This is a genomic window from Ramlibacter sp. (genome assembly GCF_050250995.1).
Classification (GTDB): Bacteria; Pseudomonadota; Gammaproteobacteria; order Burkholderiales; family Burkholderiaceae_C; genus Ramlibacter.
Window position 1 is genome coordinate 76,211 of the sequence record NZ_JBFWNP010000006.1, and the last position, 15,352, is coordinate 91,562.

A 15,352-nucleotide genomic window follows, 5' to 3' on the forward strand; every position below is an offset into this window, starting at 1 on the left:
CCGGTCGGGGCGCTATGCTGGCGCACACTCTCACCAGGAAGCGCAGCCATGGCCCCGTCCCGCATCGTTCCCGCGACCCTTCTCGCCATTGCCGCGGCGGCGCCTTTCGCCGCCTCCGCGCAGCAACTGAACGCCGGTCAGTGCATCCTGGCCGGCAGGATCACGACCGGCGACCGCTGGGCGCCGCGCTTCGAGGGCGTACAGCTCATGGCGAGCAACGGCCGCGTGGTCACCAGCGCGAAGAAGGAGGCGCTGGGGGACGTGCAGCAGGTGCGGCTGTCCAGGCCGGCGCTGCTCGCGAAATGCGACGGCGACCGGGAAGTCGCCCGCGCGGACGCGCTGCCGCACATTCCGAAGGAGCCGATGCCCGCCGTGTCCGCGGGCATCGTGGAGGTCGAGGCCGTGAATTTCCCGAAGCTGCGCACGGGCGGCGAGCTGGTCGAGTTGCGCCTGCGCGCGCTGCCGCTCGACCGGGTGGTGATGGTCAAGCGCTAGGAAAACCGGGACCCCAGGGCTTTCGAAACTCAGCTGAGCACGACGCTCGACAACCTCCGCCGATACGTCGCCACCGTCGGATCGTCCGGCGGGATCTGCCCGTCCGCGACCTTGGGCCGCGGCGCCTCGATGATCTCGAGGATGGCGATGTAGGTCTTGCGCGCCTGGTCGTCGTTCCACGCCTTGTCGCGCATCAGGATTTCGAGCAGTTCGTCCATCGCCGGCACCCACTGGCGCTTCGCCATGAGCAATTGCGCACGTGCAAAGCGCGCGTCGAAATCGCGTTTGTTCGCGGCGATGCGCGCATCGAGGTCTTCGACCCGCGCCGTGCCGCCCGCCGCGAGGTCGATCGCGTCCAGCCAGCGCTTGAGCGCATCCACGCGGCGAACCACACCGGCCTTGGGCGCGGCGGGCTCGAAGGCCCGCTTCGCGTCGTCGATGCGGTCCGCATTGAGCAGCGCCTTCACGTAAGCGAAGCGGGTGTCGTCGTTCGACGGGTCGGCCGCGACGTCGTGCTGCAGGCGCTCGAGCACGTCGGCGGGGTCGTCGCTGGCGGGCGCTTCCTCGGCCGGCGCATCTTCCTCGGCGACTTTCGCCACCACGTGCTTGTCGAGGAACTCGCGGACCTTGCCCTCGGGCAGCGCGCCCATGAAGCCGTCCACGGGCTGGCCGTCCTTCAGCAGGATGACGGTGGGGATGCTGCGGATGCCGAAGGCCTGGGCGATCTGCTGCTCGTCGTCGGAGTTGATCTTCACCAGCTTGAAGGCGCCGCCATAGGCGGTTTCGAGCTTCTCGAGGATGGGGCCGAGGGCCTTGCAGGGGCCGCACCAGGGCGCCCAGAAGTCCACCAGCACGGGGATGTTGGCGGAGTCTGCGATGACCTCGCTCTCGAAGTTTTCTATCGTGACGTCGATCATTGCGTTGGAGCTCGGGTCGGACAATTAAAATTCAACCTTTGGGAGCAATCTCTTGAGCTCGATCCAGGTTGGCGTGGTGATGGGGTCGTCCAGCGACTGGGACACCCTGCAGCATGCAGTGCAGATTCTCCAGGAATTCGGCATCGCCCATGAAGCGCGGGTCGTTTCGGCCCATCGGATGCCCGACGACATGTTCGCGTACGCCGAGCAGGCGGCCGGCCGCGGGCTCGCGGCGATCATCGCCGGGGCCGGCGGCGCGGCGCATCTGCCGGGCATGCTGGCCGCGAAAACGACGGTGCCCGTGCTCGGCGTGCCGGTGGCCAGCCGCCACCTGCAGGGCGTCGATTCGCTGCACAGCATCGTGCAGATGCCCAAGGGCATTCCGGTCGCCACCTTCGCCATCGGGGCGGCGGGCGCGGCGAATGCGGCGCTGTTCGCGGTCGCCATGCTGGCCGTCCACGACACCCGGCTGCGCACGCAGCTCGACACCTTCCGCGCCCGGCAGACCGAGATCGCCCGCAACATGACCTTGCCGCCTGCGCCATGAAGTCCCCGCGCTTGAAGCTTCTTCGGACGGACCCGCGGGGCGGCGCATGAGCGCCGTTCTCCAGCCGGGGTCCACGCTCGGCGTCATGGGCGGCGGCCAGCTCGGCCGCATGTTCATCCACGCCGCCCAGCGCATGGGCTATTTCACCGCCGTGCTCGACCCCGATGCGGACAGTCCGGCAGGGCGCGTGAGCCACCACCACATTCGCGCCGACTATCTGGACGAAGCGGGACTCGCGCGGCTGGTCGAATGCAGCGATGCCGTCACCACCGAGTTCGAGAACGTGCCGGCGCAGGCGCTCGAGTGGCTCGCGCGCTCGCGGCCGGTGTCGCCCGATGCGCAGGCGGTCGCCATCGCGCAGGACCGCGCGCGCGAAAAGGCGCATTTCGTCCGCTGCGGCGTCGCCTGCGCGCCGTATGCCGTGATCGAGACGGCCGAACAGCTCGCGGCCATCGCCGACGACCTGCTGCCCGGCATCCTCAAGACCGCGCGCCTCGGCTACGACGGCAAGGGCCAGGAACGCGTGTCCACGCGCACCGAACTCGCGGCCGCGTGGGAGCGGCAAAGTCGCGTGCCATGCGTGCTCGAGAAGTTGCTGCCGCTCGCCGCCGAGTGCTCGGTCGTCGTCGCGCGCGGCCACGACGGCGCGATGGTCCACCTGCCCGTGCAGCGCAACCTGCATCGCGCGGGCATTCTTGCCGTCACCGAGGTGTACGCGAACAACGTGCCCGATGCGCAGGCGAGCCAGGCGATCGCTTCGGCCAAGGCCATCGCCGAGGGCCTGGGCTACGTCGGGGTGCTGTGCGTCGAATTCTTCCTGCTGGCCGATGGCGCCCTCGTCGTCAACGAAATCGCGCCGCGGCCGCACAACAGCGGGCACTGGAGCATCGAGGGAAGCGACGTGTCGCAGTTCGAGCTGCAGGTGCGCACGCTCGCGCGTCTGCCGCTCGCCGCGCCGCGGCAGCACAGCCCCGCCGTCATGCTCAACCTGCAGGGGGACCTGTGGTTCGCGGGCGGGACCGAGCGCACGCCGCCCTGGGACGCCGTGCTTGCGCTGCCCGGCACGCATCTGCATCTCTACGGCAAGATCAGCGCGCGGGCGGGCCGCAAGATGGGGCATCTCACGGTGACCGGCGAAACGGTCGCGGGCGTGCGCGCGGTGGCGCTGCAGGCTGCGGCCCTGCTGGGCATCGAGGCGTTCTGAGGTGGGCGCTTGATCCTTCCCGGCGACCATCCGGACTCCATCGCGCGGGCCGTGGCCACGCTTGCCGCGGGCGAACTCGTCGCGCTGCCCACCGAAACCGTCTACGGCCTCGCGGCGGACGCGGGGCGCGACGACGCGGTCGCGAAGATCTTCGCCGCCAAGGGCCGGCCGAGCGATCATCCGCTGATCGTCCACGTGCCGGATGCGCCGTCGGCAACGCACTTCGCGTCGTCCGTGCCTCCGGTGGCCCAGCGGCTCATGGATGCATTCTGGCCGGGTCCGCTCACGCTCATCCTGCCGAGACGCGCGCAAGCCGGTGCTGCGGCGGCCGGGGGGCAGGCCACCATCGGGTTGCGCTGCCCCGCGCATCCGGTCGCGCACGCACTGCTTCTCGCATGCGCGCAGGCGAGCCCGCCGATCCTCGGCCTTGCCGCGCCCAGCGCCAACCGCTTCGGCCGCGTGAGCCCGACGATGCCGGCCCACGTCGAATCCGAATTCGGCGCGTCGCTGCTCATCCTCGACGGCGGGGCGTGCCCCGTGGGCATCGAGTCGAGCATCGTCGACTGCACGCGCGGCGTTCCCGTGCTGCTGCGCCCCGGCGTCCTCACGCGCGAGCAGATCGAATCGGCCTGCGGCGAGCGCCTGCGCGACCCGCTCGACATGCCCGACGCCGCGCCGCGCGCCTCGGGCACGCTGGCGTCGCACTATGCGCCGACGGCCAAGGTGCGCCTCATGCCCGCGGGCATGCTGCAGACCGCGCTCGACGTCCTCGGCGCCGACGCGCCGCGCATCGGCGTGTACGCGCGCACGGCCATTCGGGCGCGCGGCGACTCCGTGCGCGTGCGCCGCATGCCCGACGACGCGGCCGAGACGGCGCGCCAGCTCTTCGCCGTGCTGCGCGAATTCGACGACCAGCAGGTGCGGCTCATCTGGGTCGAACCGCCGCCTGACGAGCCCGCGTGGGATGGCGTGCGCGACCGCCTGCGGCGCGCCGCTGCAGGCTAGCCTGCAGCGGATTCGGCGCAGGTCCGGCGCTCCCACTAAACTCGACCCCTTCGATATTGGAGAACTCCATGACAGGTATCTGGTTGCGGCGCAGCCTGCTGTTGGCCGCGAGCGCGGCTGCATTGGCGCTGGCCGCCTGCGGCTCGGGCACGATCGAGTCGCAGTTGCAGCCCACGCGCTTGATTGCATTCGGCGACGGCTTCGCCGACGTCGGCCAGGGCGGCGGGCGCTACACGATCAACGACAACACGCTGAACGTCTGGACGCTGCAAATGGCCAGCCAGTACGGCCGCGAGCTCACGCCGTCGTCGACGGGCGGGCTCTCGTACGCGACGGGCAACGCGCGCATCGCGGCCAAGCCCGACGCGGCCGGCGTTTCCGCCACCCCCACGGTCACGGAGCAGATCGACCGCTTCCTCGCCGCGAACACGCTCGTCCAGAACGACCTCGTGGTCGTGAACGCCGGCGTCTCCGACATCATCGTCGAGGTGGCGGCCGCACTGGCCGGCACGCAGACGTCCGCGCAGGCCGTCGCCAACGTGCGCACCGCGGCGCGCGCGATGGCGACGCAGGTGCGCCGGCTGGTCACCGCGGGCGGCCGGCACATCGTGGTCGTGGGGCCGTACAACATGGGCCGCTCGCCGTGGGCGATCCAGACTTCGCAGCAAAGCCTGCTGACGGATGCGGCCAGCCGCTTCAACGAAGAGCTGCTCGTGAACATCGCCGACCTCGGCGCGAACGTGCTCTACATCGACGCCGCGCTCCATTTCAACCTGGTCGTTGCGAGCCCGTCGCTCTACTCCCTGACGAACGCGACCGATGTGGTGTGTACCTCGGTCGATGCCGGCGCCGGCATCGGCACGGGGGCCGGCCAGGTCAACTCCCGCCTGTGTACGCCGTCGACCCTGCTCGCGGGCGTCGACACGGCCCGCTACCTGTGGGCCGACCGGGTGTATCCGTCGCCCCAGGCGCACCGCACCTTCGGCGACTACGCGCACGCGCGCATCCGCGAGCGCTGGTGATCCGCGGCGGATCGCGCGCCGGCTTTCAGTCGCGCGCGGTCCAGTCGATAAGCTGGTCGATGACCGGCCGCAGCGCGTACGCCGCGCCGTGGTTCGCGATGGCCACGAAGATGTAGCGTCGCCCGCTGGTGCCGTGGACGTAGCCGGCCACGCCGGCCACGTCGCGCAGGCTGCCCGTCTTCAGGTGCGCCACGGCGGTGGTCTTGCTGCGGCGCATCGTGCCGTCGAGCCCGGCCACGGGCAGCGAGGCCATCAGTTCGGGCATGAGCGGAGACACCCAGGCGGCCTGCAGCAGCTGGCCGAGCTGGCGGGCCGTGATGCGGTCGGTGCGCGAGAGGCCCGCGCCGTTCTCCACGCTCGGCGGCTCGCCGCCGATGCGCTCGCGCCACCAGGCGCGCAAGGCTTCGCGCGATGCCTGCAGGCTGCCGCGGCCTTTCGCCTGCAGGCTCAGCGTGAGGAAGAGCTGCTGAGCCATCACGTTGTTGCTGTACTTGTTGATGTCGCGCACGACTTCGGCCAGCGCCGGGGACGTGTGGAGGAACGCCGGCTTCAGCTGCGGGGGCACGCGGCCCTCGCGCACCTGCCCCGCGAACTGCCCGCCCATCGTCTGCCACATGCCGGCGATGGCCCGCCCCGAATAGGCGCCGGGGTCGGCGTAGGCCATCGGCCACACGCGCTCGCCGCACGACACGGGGTACGCGCCGGCGAACTGCGGCCGCAAGGGGTCCGTGAAATCGGCCTTGAGCGCGGTGCGCCAGTCGCTGCATTCGCCGCGCGAGGCGGATACCGTGGCCGGCCACTGCAGGCCGGCGAGCGGCGGCTCCGCGTGCAGGCGCACGAGCCCGTTGGCCAGCGGCGTGAACGTCATCACCACCGACTTGTAGTTCACGAGCAGCGCGTCGGGCGCGGCGTTGTACGGCCGCAGCGGCTCGCCGTCGAACGCGGCCGGGTCGACGGGCGCGACTTCGAAGGCGCCGCGGTCGAGCACGATGTCGCCGGCGATCTGCTTGATGCCCAGTCCCTGCACGCGCCGCAGCAACACCCACAGGTGCTCCATCACCAGCTTGGGGTCGCCCTGGCCCTTGATGTAGAGATTGCCATGCAGCGTTCCGTCGCGGACCGCGCCGTCCACGTAGACCGGCGTCGACCACGCATACGACGGGCCGAGCAGTTCCAGCCCGGCGAACGTGGTGAGCAACTTGGCGATGGAGGCCGGATTCACCGGGGCGTCGATGCGGTGCGCGATGCGCGCGCCCGAGCCGTCGACCGGGGCGACGAGCAGCGTGACCGCGTCCCGCGGCAGGCGCGCGCGGGCGAGCGCGGCGTCGATTTCGGGCGGAAGTCCCTGCGCGGAGGTCCCGGCGCCGGCGATGGCGAGGAGCCAGGAGGCAACGCAGGGTCGGACGCGCATGCGGCGATTATGGTGCCGCGATAATGACGGCCCACCCCCGGAAACCCCTTGAACCTGCTCGCGTTCGACACCAGCACCGAACACCTCTCCATCGCGCTGTCGTGGCCCGGGCAGGGCGCGGGCGGACCCGCGAGCCATCGCGGCGCGGGCGGCGCGCAGGCGTCGGCGAGCCTCATCCCCGCGATCGAGTCGCTGCTGGTCGCGGCCGGATTGAAGGTGCGCGAGCTCGACGCGATCGTCTTCGGCCGCGGCCCGGGCTCGTTCACGGGCCTGCGCACGGCGTGCTCGGTCGCGCAGGGGCTCGCGTTCGGCTCGGGCGTGCCTTTGCTGCCCGTCGATACCTTGCTGGCGGTGGCCGAGGATGCGCGCGACAAGGCCGGCGCCACGCGGGTGGTGGCGGTACTGGATGCGCGCATGGACGAGGTGTATTCGGCGCGCTACGAGCTCGATGCGGGGCGCTGGCACCGCCGCACCGAACCCGCGCTGTGGCGGCCCGAATCCCTGGCGGTGCCCGCGGGATGGACGCTTGCCGGCAACGCGGCCGCTGCGTACGCGGGGCGTCTGCCCGATGGCATCGAGGCCCTGCCGGATGCCCTGGCCCTGTTGCGCGTCGCCCCCGCCCTGCTCGCCGACGGCCACGCCACGGATGCGGCCGGGGCCATCCCGCTCTACGTCCGCGATAAAGTGGCGCAAACTACCGAGGAACGCGCGCGTTCGCGCGCGGCCGCCGACCGACCATGAGTGCTGTCTTCAAGAGCCTGGAGGCGGGCTTCGAGCCCATGACCGAGACCCGCCTCGACGACGTCCTCGCCATCGAGGCGGTGACGTACGCGCACCCGTGGAGCCGCGGCAACTTCGCCGATTCGCTGCGCTCGGGCTACCAGGCGCAGATGCTGGCGGCCGGCGATTCGATCCTCGGCTACTTCGTCGCGATGAAGGGCGTGGACGAAGTTCACCTGCTCAACATCACGGTGGCGCCCCCGATGCAGGGCCAGGGCTGGAGCCGCGTCATGCTCGACGCGCTGGCGCTGTGGTCGCGCGCCCAGGGCGCGCAGTGGCTGTGGCTGGAGGTGCGGCAGCGCAACGCGCGCGCGCAGCAGGTGTACGAGCGCTACGGCTTCCGGCGTGTGGGCGAACGCAAGGCGTACTACCCCGACGGACCCGGGCGCCGCGAAGACGCCATCGTGATGAGCTTCAAGCTGTGACCCTGCTGCTCGACGAGCGACGGCTCGGCATGCTCGCCGAAATGGGAGTGGGCCACGCCGTGGCCCATTCCCCCCGGGCGGATGTCGGCACCCCCCCGCAAGCGGCCCCCCGCCAGGCGGGGGGCGAGCCGGTCCGCAGGACCGGCGACATCGAGCAGCCCCCGAAGCCGGCGACGGCCGTTCCTTCGCTGTCGCCAAGGGTCTCCGTGCCGATCGTCGCGTCCCCCGCACCCCTCGGCGCCGTCGCGTCGATGGACTGGGACGCACTGGCCGCCACCGTCGCGCAATGCCGGGCCTGCAAGCTCTGCAACGGCCGCACCAACACCGTCTTCGGGGTGGGCGACCTGCGCGCGGAGATCCTCGTCGTCGGCGAAGCGCCCGGCGAGAACGAGGACCGGCTGGGCGAACCCTTCGTCGGCCAGGCCGGCAAGCTGCTGGACAACATGCTCGGCTCGCTCGGCGTCGCGCGCGGCAAGGGCGTGTACATCGCCAACGTGCTCAAGTGCCGCCCGCCCGGCAACCGCAATCCCGAGCCCGACGAAGTGGCGAAGTGCGAACCCTTCCTGCGCCGCCAGGTCGAGCTGCTGCGGCCGAGGATCATCCTCGTGATGGGACGCTTCGCGGTGCAGTCCCTGCTCGGCTCCACCGAGCCCATCGGCCGGCTGCGCGGACGCGCCTACGAGTACAGCGGTGTGCCGGTCGTCGTGACCTACCACCCGGCGTACCTGCTGCGCAACCTGCCCGACAAGGCCAAGGCGTGGGCCGACCTGTGCCTCGCGCAGTCGCTCGTGCGCGCTACGCGGGCGCTTCCGTCGGGGGCGGCAGAAACCCGATCGCCTTGAAGGCCTGCGGCGAGAGCGTGCGCGCGGCGTAGTCGATGCCGCAGAACGCCGCATAGTCCGCGACGGTCCGCACCTTGCCGAGTCCGTAGACGCCGAACGGCGAACCGGCCACGAGGTGCGTGAGCCGCCCGCGCGCGCGCTGCTCGTACAGCCACCACCCGATCTTCCGCTGCGCTTCGTGCGCGGGGTCCCAGTGCATGGGCCGCGGCGGCGTGCCGGAGCCGGGCAGGTTGTAGAGGTGGTAGACGGGCAGGTCGGGCATGTGGAAGATGTCCCAGCCGTGCGTGAAGAGCCGCAGCGCGAACGCCTGCTCCTCGCCATGAAAGTAGAGGAAAGGGTCGTACGGGATGAGCTGCACGACGTCGCCCGGTGCGAACAGGCACCCCGCGCCCACGTGGAAGCCCGGCACCGGCTCGCGGCTGTCGACCGGATGCGCCTCGAAGGAGAGCACGGGATGCTCGGGGTCGAAGCTGCTGCCCGGCTTCACGACGTGGGCGAGCGCCTTGCCGGGCATCGGCCCGGGGACGGCGTTGCCTTTGTCGTCGAACACGAATGCGTTGGGATACGACGAGATCGCGACGCCGCGCCGGCCCGGCATGAGGGCGCGGGCCTGGTCGGCGAGCGTCGCGTCCCAGCCGGGTTCGAAATCCATGTGCGAATCGATCTGGAAGAACCAGTCCTCGCCGTCGTACAGCGTCATGGCGATGGAGCGCGCGAAGCAGGGGCCGCGCGCGTCGGCGGGGTCGAAGCGCAGATAGCTCAGCCGCGCGATGCCGGCGACGGTGGCGTCGAGGCGGGGCCAGTCGGGCGGCGTCTGCTCCACCACGCCGAAGTGAAGCGCCCCGGGGTCGCGCGCGGTGGCGATCGCGCGCTGGATCGTGAAGGTCAGGACGGGGTCGCAGTACGACGCGATGCTGAGGAAGATCGACATGGGCCCGCGGGTGCAAGTTCTTCGCGCCATGTTAGCAAGCGGCGCCGGCGCCGGCGGCCGCGGCGAGCGCATTGCCGCGCCGATATCGCTGTGATACCGTTTGAAGACCACCCCGGAGGTTCATGACAGTCGATCGCAATCCGCCGTTGCCGACAGGGACGATGCACACGGCATCGCCGGCCGTTGCGGGCCACGCTCCTCTGGCCTTCGTGCTCGCGCTCGCCACCTGTTTCGCGCCGCCCGGGTTGCGCGCGCAGCCGGCGGGCGCGCAGGCGGTCCACGGGACGGCGAGCGTCGTGCAGCAGGGCAGCCGCACCATCGTCACCACGGCCAACGGCGCAGGCACGTCGCATTCGGTCATCGACTGGCAAAGCTTCTCCGTGCCGGGCGGCACGGCGACGCAGTTCGTCCAACCCGGCGCGACCAGCACGTCGATCAACCGCGTCCACGGCAGCGACCCCAGCCGCATCTTCGGCACGCTCAGCTCCAATGGCCGGCTCGTGCTCGTCAACCCCGCGGGCATCGCGGTCGGCGCGGGCGCGGTGGTCGACACCGCGGGATTCACGGCCTCGACGCTGCGAATGAGCGACGCCGATGCGCTCGCGGGCCGGCACGTGTTCGGCGACGGTGGCGCTGCCGGCGCGTTGTCCGTCGACGGCCGGGTGCTGGCGCGCAGCGGCGACCTCGTGCTGCTCGCCCCCGACATTCACGTTGGCGAAGGCGCGGTTCTGAAGTCCGACACCGGCGCGACGCTGCTCGCGGCGGGACGGCGGGACGGCGGGTCGCGCTGACGGGGCGCGGCCTCGAGGGAATCCGCCTGCTGCTCCAGGCGCCCGGCGACCGGGCCGTCAACCTCGGCACGCTGCTCGGCGACGCGGTCGGCGTGTTCGCGAACACCTTGCGGCACAGCGGACTGGTGAGCGCGAACGCGGTCACGCTCGATGGCGGCAAGGTGGTCCTGAAGGCCGCGGCGACGCTGGACGTGAGCGGCGCGGTGGCGGCCGGCCGCGGCAGCGCGGGCGGTTCGATTCACATGACCGGCGACGAGGTCGTCGTGCGCGGCGGCGCGTCGCTCGACGCGAGCGGACCCGCCGGTGGCGGCGAGGTGCTGGTCGGCGGCGGATGGCAGGGAAATGACGTGCGGGTTGCGAACGCACGCAGCACGAGCATCGAGCCGGGCGCGGCGATCCGCGCGAACGCAACGGACGCCGGCAACGGCGGTACCGTCGTCGTGTGGTCCGACCGCCGCACCGTCATGGCCGGCGCCATCGGGGCCCGCGGCGGGCCGCGCGGCGGCGACGGCGGCCGGGTCGAGACCTCGGGCAAGGACACGCTGTACTTCCGCGGCACCGTCGATACGTCGGCGCCGAAGGGGCGGGCGGGGACGCTGCTGCTGGATCCGCAGGACATCGTCATCACGAACGGCGGCGGCGGGGCGAGCGACTTCGAGCTGATCGACAACGCGATCCTCGCAGCCGATGGCGGCGCAGGCAACTTCACGATTTCCGAATCGGCCCTCGAAGGCACCTTCGGCAACGTGACGCTGCAGGCGACGCAGGACGTGAAGCTGCAGGACCTCGCGGACAACCTGCTCGACATGGCGAACGTCGGCGCGGGCAACACGTTCACCATCGCCGCGGGCCGCGACATCCTCGCCGTGAGCAGCGGCGGCGGCGACGTGAACGACCGCATCGTCACGGCAGGGGGCAACATCGCCTTCGGCACCACCAACGGAAAGATCGACATCGGCGGCGTGCGCTCGGGGGGCGGCAACGTGACGCTGACGGCGGGCGGCGCCAGCGGCAACATGGTCGTGCGCGAGGTCAAGACCACGCCGCCCGCGCCGGGCGTCGGCGGCAACATCACGCTCACGGCCAACGGCTCGTCGTTCATGACGCTGGGTTCCGTGCCGATCGATGCGCGCGGGGTCGGTGCCAATGCGAGCGGCGACGTCACGCTGACCTCGAATGCGCCGATGGCGCTTTCGGGCCTCGTCTACGGCAAGGACGTGAAGCTGAGCGCGGTGGGCGGCATCGGCAACGGCGGCGGAAGCTTCGCGAACATCGACGCCGCGCGGCTCAGCGCGTCGAACGCCGGCACGGGCGCGATCCGGCTGAAGCACGCCGGCGCGAACCCGATGAACCTCGACAACCTGGGGTTCGGCTTCGCCGTGCAGAACACGGCGAGCGCCGCCGACATCTTCATCCAGGCCACCGCCACGGCGGCGCCATCGCCCGTCTCGGGCATCGTCAACGTCAACGAGCGGGTGTCGGGCGCGGGCGGCGCGGTCCAGATCGACGGCAGCGCGGGCATCACGCTCAACCAGCTCGTCGAGACGTCGGGCAGCAATCTCGTCTCGCTCGCCTCGGCGGGCGGCACCATTGCGGCGGCCGGCGCGGGCCGCGTGAACGCCAGCCTGCTGGTGGCCGTGGCCCAGGACCAGGTGCTGCTGAACGCGGCGAACAGCAGCGTCGGAACGTTTTCGGCGACGCAGACGAGCGCCGCGGGCGGCGCGGTCAAGCTCACGAACGCGCGCATCGGCGGCATGAGCCTGGCCGCGGTGTCGCAGGCGACCACGTCGACCTCCAGCGTCGAAATCACCGAGAACACGGGCGACATCCGCGTCTCGGGCACGGTCCAGACCGGCGCGAATTCCTCGCTCGTCGTCAACGCCGCCAGCGGCCTGACGCAAAGCGGCGGCCAGTTGCGCTCGGACACGATCACGCTGCAGAACGCCGTGGCCGGCGCCGTCGGCGCCGTCGGCTCGCCGCTTGGCCTCGCGCCGAACGGAACCACGGCGAAACTCACCATCGGCAGCGCCGGCAGCCGGCCGGCGACCGTGGCCGTGAGTTCGTCCGGCACGCTGCAGATCGATGGGGCGAATCTCGCGCCCACCACCACGTTCAACGCGTCGGGCCAGAACCTGACGCTGAACACGGCGCTGAACACCGGCACCGGGCAGCCAATCCTCTCCGCGCTCGGCGGCGGCCTGCTCACGGTGACCCCGGCCGGTTCGATCCAGGGCGGGCTCGTCATCGTCGAGGGCGACCGCATGGACCTGCAGGGGGCGGCGGGCTCGCTCAATGGATCGTCCATGGTGTTCCTGAAGCCGAAGACGGCCGGCCGGGCGGTCGACATCGGCTCCACGACCAACCTGGCGGCGGCGCTCGAGCTCTCGGCGGCCGAAATCGCGACGGTCGGCACGACGCCCCTGCTGAAGCTCGGCGCCGGCGATGCGGGCAACCTCCACGTCGGCGGCCCCCTGGCGCCGGGCGCGGGCGTTTCGGTGCTGTCGCTCCTTTCGGGCGCGCAGGTGACGCAGGGCGTCACGGGCGTCATCACGGCCGACAAGCTCGCGGTGCGGTCGGTCGGCAGCGCCACGCTCGACACGGCCGCCAACGCCGTGAACCACCTCGCCGCGGGCGTCGGCGACGTTTCGACCTTCAACCGCGAGTTCCGGTTCCGCAACGCGGGCGCGCTCAACATCGCGAGTTCGCTCGACACCTCGACCGGCATCGGGGTGTCGTTCGACGGCGCCGCCACGGGCGCGCAGGGCTCGATCGTGCTGGTGTCCGGCGGCGCGCTCACGCAGACCCCGGGCGCGAATCTTTCGGGCAAGGCGGTGTACGCCGAAGGCTCGCGTGTCGTGCTGACGTCGGCGAATCCCACCGGGGTCATCGCGGGCAAGGCCACCGGCAACGCGACCGGCGACGTGTTCAAGTACACGTCGGCCAATTCGGTCAACGTGAGCGAGGTGAACGGCTTCACCGGCCTGAGCCATGCGGCGGCGGTCGACCCGATTGCCATCGAGCTGAGCGGCTCCAGCATCACGGAGTCGACGCGCATCGTGACGAACCAGGGGCTGCGGCTGGCCACGAACGGGTCCGTCGTCCTGGGCAGCGGGAGCAACAGCGTGGCGCGCCTGTCCGCGCCGAACGCCACGTCCGTCGATTATTTCCAGACGGGGCCGCTGGCCGTCGGCATCGGCGCCGAGGGCGTGAGCGCGAGCACCGGCGGCGTCGCCATCACCGCGACGGGCGCGGTGCAGGTGGTGGCCCCGGTGAGCGGCGCGACCGGCACCCAGTTGCGCGCGCAGGGCGCCGGCAACGACCTGACGGTGGCGACCAGCGTCACGGCGGGCAGCGGCGGCATCGCGCTCGAGACGGGGCGCGACATCCTGTTCAACGGCACCGCGGCGCTGGCCGCGCCGGGCGGCACCAACGTCACCGGCACGCCGAACGCGATCCGGCTGTCGTCGGGCACGCTCGGCCTGTCGGGCGCGTTCAGCACCGCCAACACGCCCTTGACGGTGGACGGCGGCACGCTGAACGTCAATGGCGGCTCGTCGATCACGCGACTGGACCTGGCTTCGGGCGGCACGCTCGCCGGCAGCAGCCCGCTCGCGGTCACGGGCCGGCTCATCTGGACCGGCGGCTCGATGACCGGCAGCGGCGGGACCACCCTGGGCACCGGCTCCGACCACGCCATCAGCGGCACGGTCAACCTGACTCGCGGGCTCGTCAACAACGGCACGATCACCATTGCCGGCGCGACGACGCTCACGTTCGGCGCCGGCGGCTCTCTGACGAACGCCCTGTCGACGAGCCATGTCAACATCCAGGGCGACAACACGGTGTTCGGCGGCACGGGCGGCGTCTTCACGAACTTCGGCATCGTGCGCAAGTCGCAGGTGCTCGGCACGTCCACCCTCGGCGGCGGCACCTTCATGAACGGGCCGGGCGGGCTGGTGGTGGTCGACAACGGCACGCTCCAGTTCGCCAACGGCGTGTTCTCGCAGAATTCGGGCACGCTCGCCACGGGCAGCGGCACCGTGCTGCGCTCCCTCAACACGAACCTCGTGAACAATCCGACCGGCGTCATCGCGGGCTCGGGCACGCTCGACCTCGGAACGGGCGCGCTCACGAACAACGGCACCATCGCCCCCGGCCCCGCCGGCGCCGTCGGCACGCTGAACATCGTGACGCCGAGCATGACGAACACCGGCAGCAGCACGTTCGCGCTGCATCTCACGTCGCCGTCGGCCTACGACATCGTCAACGTGAGCGGCAACGTGAGCTTCGCGCCAGGCGTGACGCTGAGCATCAACAACGTGGGCGCGACCTATGTGAACGGCGACGTTTTCGACGTGGTGCGCAGCGCGTCCGGCTCGGTCTCGGGAACCGTGCCGACGAATGCGTCGTTCACGACCTCGTTCGTCACGGGGCCGCCGGCCGCGTTGCGGATGGTCGCGGGGGCTGCGCCCGCGCCGAGCGCGACACCCGCGCCGACGCCCACGCCCGCGCCGACGGCGGCACCGACGCCCGCGCCGACGGCTGCGCCCACACCGGCGCCTTCACCCGCGCCGACGCCGGCACCGACCCCGGCACCGACCCCGGCACCGACTCCGGCACCGACTCCGGCACCGACTCCGGTGCCCACCCCGGCGCCGACGGCCACGCCCGCGCCGACGCCGCCGCCCGCGACCTCCGCGCCCACGCCGGCCCCCACCGCCGCGCCGACGCCTTCGCCGCAGTCGAGCGCGACCGCTCAGCGCCTGCAGGAGGTCGTGCCGAACGTTGCGTCCGCCATCGTCGAGCAGGTCGTCACGGAGCAGCAGAACACGCTGACCACCTTCGTGTCGCTGCTGGTGAAAGAAGAGAAGACCCAGGCCGCGGCGGTGGAGGAAAAAGAGAAGAAGGAAGGCGGCGCAAAGCCGGACATCGTCCAGAACGGCGAGTCGTGTACGCGTTGAGCGTGCCGCCGGTGTCGATGG

13 protein-coding genes are annotated in these 15,352 nt (G+C 71.5%); 10 read left to right on the plus strand and 3 right to left on the minus strand.

Annotated features, from left to right (window positions below; translation table 11 throughout):
* The first annotated feature begins 48 nt into the window (after positions 1 to 48).
* On the plus strand, positions 49 to 495 hold the full coding sequence (locus tag AB7E83_RS07475) for a hypothetical protein (protein ID WP_428567244.1): 447 nt from the start codon (positions 49 to 51) through the stop codon (positions 493 to 495).
* Positions 496 to 524: 29 nt separating this feature from the next.
* Here AB7E83_RS07475 and trxA read toward each other — a convergent pair whose 3' ends face one another.
* Complete coding sequence (gene trxA, locus AB7E83_RS07480) at positions 525 to 1,412, minus strand: thioredoxin (RefSeq protein ID WP_428567246.1); 888 nt, start codon at positions 1,410 to 1,412, stop codon at positions 525 to 527.
* A 52-nt stretch (positions 1,413 to 1,464) separates the two neighbouring features.
* Here trxA and purE point away from each other — a divergent pair, with 52 nt between their 5' ends.
* The 4 genes from purE to AB7E83_RS07500 all read left to right on the plus strand — a co-directional run bounded on the left by purE (position 1,465) and on the right by AB7E83_RS07500 (position 5,190).
* Entirely contained in the window at positions 1,465 to 1,959 is a 495-nt protein-coding gene (purE, locus tag AB7E83_RS07485; protein WP_428567248.1) for a 5-(carboxyamino)imidazole ribonucleotide mutase, read from the plus strand.
* Between the two features lie 46 nt (positions 1,960 to 2,005).
* Complete coding sequence (locus AB7E83_RS07490) at positions 2,006 to 3,163, plus strand: 5-(carboxyamino)imidazole ribonucleotide synthase (protein ID WP_428567251.1); 1,158 nt, start codon at positions 2,006 to 2,008, stop codon at positions 3,161 to 3,163.
* A gap of 9 nt (positions 3,164 to 3,172) precedes the next feature.
* Positions 3,173 to 4,168, plus strand: coding sequence for an L-threonylcarbamoyladenylate synthase (locus tag AB7E83_RS07495; protein ID WP_428567254.1), 996 nt, complete (start codon positions 3,173 to 3,175; stop codon positions 4,166 to 4,168).
* 68 nt (positions 4,169 to 4,236) lie between these two features.
* The gene (locus AB7E83_RS07500) at positions 4,237 to 5,190 is read left to right on the plus strand and encodes an SGNH/GDSL hydrolase family protein (protein ID WP_428567256.1); all 954 of its coding nucleotides are present in this window, start codon (positions 4,237 to 4,239) and stop codon (positions 5,188 to 5,190) included.
* A gap of 25 nt (positions 5,191 to 5,215) precedes the next feature.
* On the opposite strand, the gene dacB is transcribed toward AB7E83_RS07500, so the two are convergent.
* Positions 5,216 to 6,601, minus strand: coding sequence for a D-alanyl-D-alanine carboxypeptidase/D-alanyl-D-alanine endopeptidase (gene dacB / locus AB7E83_RS07505; RefSeq protein ID WP_428567259.1), 1,386 nt, complete (start codon positions 6,599 to 6,601; stop codon positions 5,216 to 5,218).
* A gap of 48 nt (positions 6,602 to 6,649) precedes the next feature.
* On the opposite strand from dacB, the gene tsaB reads away from it, so the two are divergent.
* Genes tsaB through AB7E83_RS07520 form a run of 3 tightly spaced genes read left to right on the plus strand, consistent with a single transcriptional unit; the run spans position 6,650 to position 8,648 of the window.
* On the plus strand, positions 6,650 to 7,342 hold the full coding sequence (tsaB, locus tag AB7E83_RS07510) for a tRNA (adenosine(37)-N6)-threonylcarbamoyltransferase complex dimerization subunit type 1 TsaB (RefSeq protein WP_428567262.1): 693 nt from the start codon (positions 6,650 to 6,652) through the stop codon (positions 7,340 to 7,342).
* A complete protein-coding gene (gene rimI / locus AB7E83_RS07515; RefSeq protein ID WP_428567263.1) occupies positions 7,339 to 7,806 on the plus strand; it encodes a ribosomal protein S18-alanine N-acetyltransferase in 468 nt (155 codons plus the stop codon). The genes tsaB and rimI overlap by 4 nt, the downstream gene beginning before the upstream one ends.
* Positions 7,803 to 8,648 (plus strand): uracil-DNA glycosylase, encoded by an 846-nt coding sequence (locus AB7E83_RS07520; RefSeq protein ID WP_428567265.1) that lies wholly within the window; start codon positions 7,803 to 7,805, stop codon positions 8,646 to 8,648. Before rimI ends, AB7E83_RS07520 begins: the two co-directional genes overlap by 4 nt.
* On the opposite strand, the gene AB7E83_RS07525 is transcribed toward AB7E83_RS07520, so the two are convergent.
* The gene (locus AB7E83_RS07525; protein ID WP_428567268.1) at positions 8,602 to 9,579 is read right to left on the minus strand and encodes a GlcNAc-transferase family protein; all 978 of its coding nucleotides are present in this window, start codon (positions 9,577 to 9,579) and stop codon (positions 8,602 to 8,604) included. The two genes, AB7E83_RS07520 and AB7E83_RS07525, sit on opposite strands and share 47 nt — an antisense overlap.
* Before the next feature lie 122 nt (positions 9,580 to 9,701).
* Here AB7E83_RS07525 and AB7E83_RS07530 point away from each other — a divergent pair, with 122 nt between their 5' ends.
* Together AB7E83_RS07530 and AB7E83_RS07535 are read left to right on the plus strand one after the other, a co-directional pair.
* Positions 9,702 to 10,370, plus strand: coding sequence for a filamentous hemagglutinin N-terminal domain-containing protein (locus AB7E83_RS07530; protein WP_428567271.1), 669 nt, complete (start codon positions 9,702 to 9,704; stop codon positions 10,368 to 10,370).
* Between the two features lie 92 nt (positions 10,371 to 10,462).
* Positions 10,463 to 15,331: a beta strand repeat-containing protein gene (locus tag AB7E83_RS07535; protein WP_428567272.1), complete on the plus strand. Its 4,869-nt coding sequence runs from the start codon at positions 10,463 to 10,465 to the stop codon at positions 15,329 to 15,331.
* Positions 15,332 to 15,352 lie beyond the last annotated feature (21 nt).

Coding starts and splice junctions, on each gene's coding strand:
- AB7E83_RS07475 (WP_428567244.1), top strand. CDS start 49: ATGGCCCCGTCCCGCATCGTTCCCGCGACCCTTCTCGCCATTGCCGCG.
- trxA (WP_428567246.1), bottom strand. CDS start 1,412: ATGATCGACGTCACGATAGAAAACTTCGAGAGCGAGGTCATCGCAGAC.
- AB7E83_RS07490 (WP_428567251.1), top strand. CDS start 2,006: ATGAGCGCCGTTCTCCAGCCGGGGTCCACGCTCGGCGTCATGGGCGGC.
- AB7E83_RS07500 (WP_428567256.1), top strand. CDS start 4,237: ATGACAGGTATCTGGTTGCGGCGCAGCCTGCTGTTGGCCGCGAGCGCG.
- dacB (WP_428567259.1), bottom strand. CDS start 6,601: ATGCGCGTCCGACCCTGCGTTGCCTCCTGGCTCCTCGCCATCGCCGGC.
- rimI (WP_428567263.1), top strand. CDS start 7,339: ATGAGTGCTGTCTTCAAGAGCCTGGAGGCGGGCTTCGAGCCCATGACC.
- AB7E83_RS07525 (WP_428567268.1), bottom strand. CDS start 9,579: ATGTCGATCTTCCTCAGCATCGCGTCGTACTGCGACCCCGTCCTGACC.
- AB7E83_RS07530 (WP_428567271.1), top strand. CDS start 9,702: ATGACAGTCGATCGCAATCCGCCGTTGCCGACAGGGACGATGCACACG.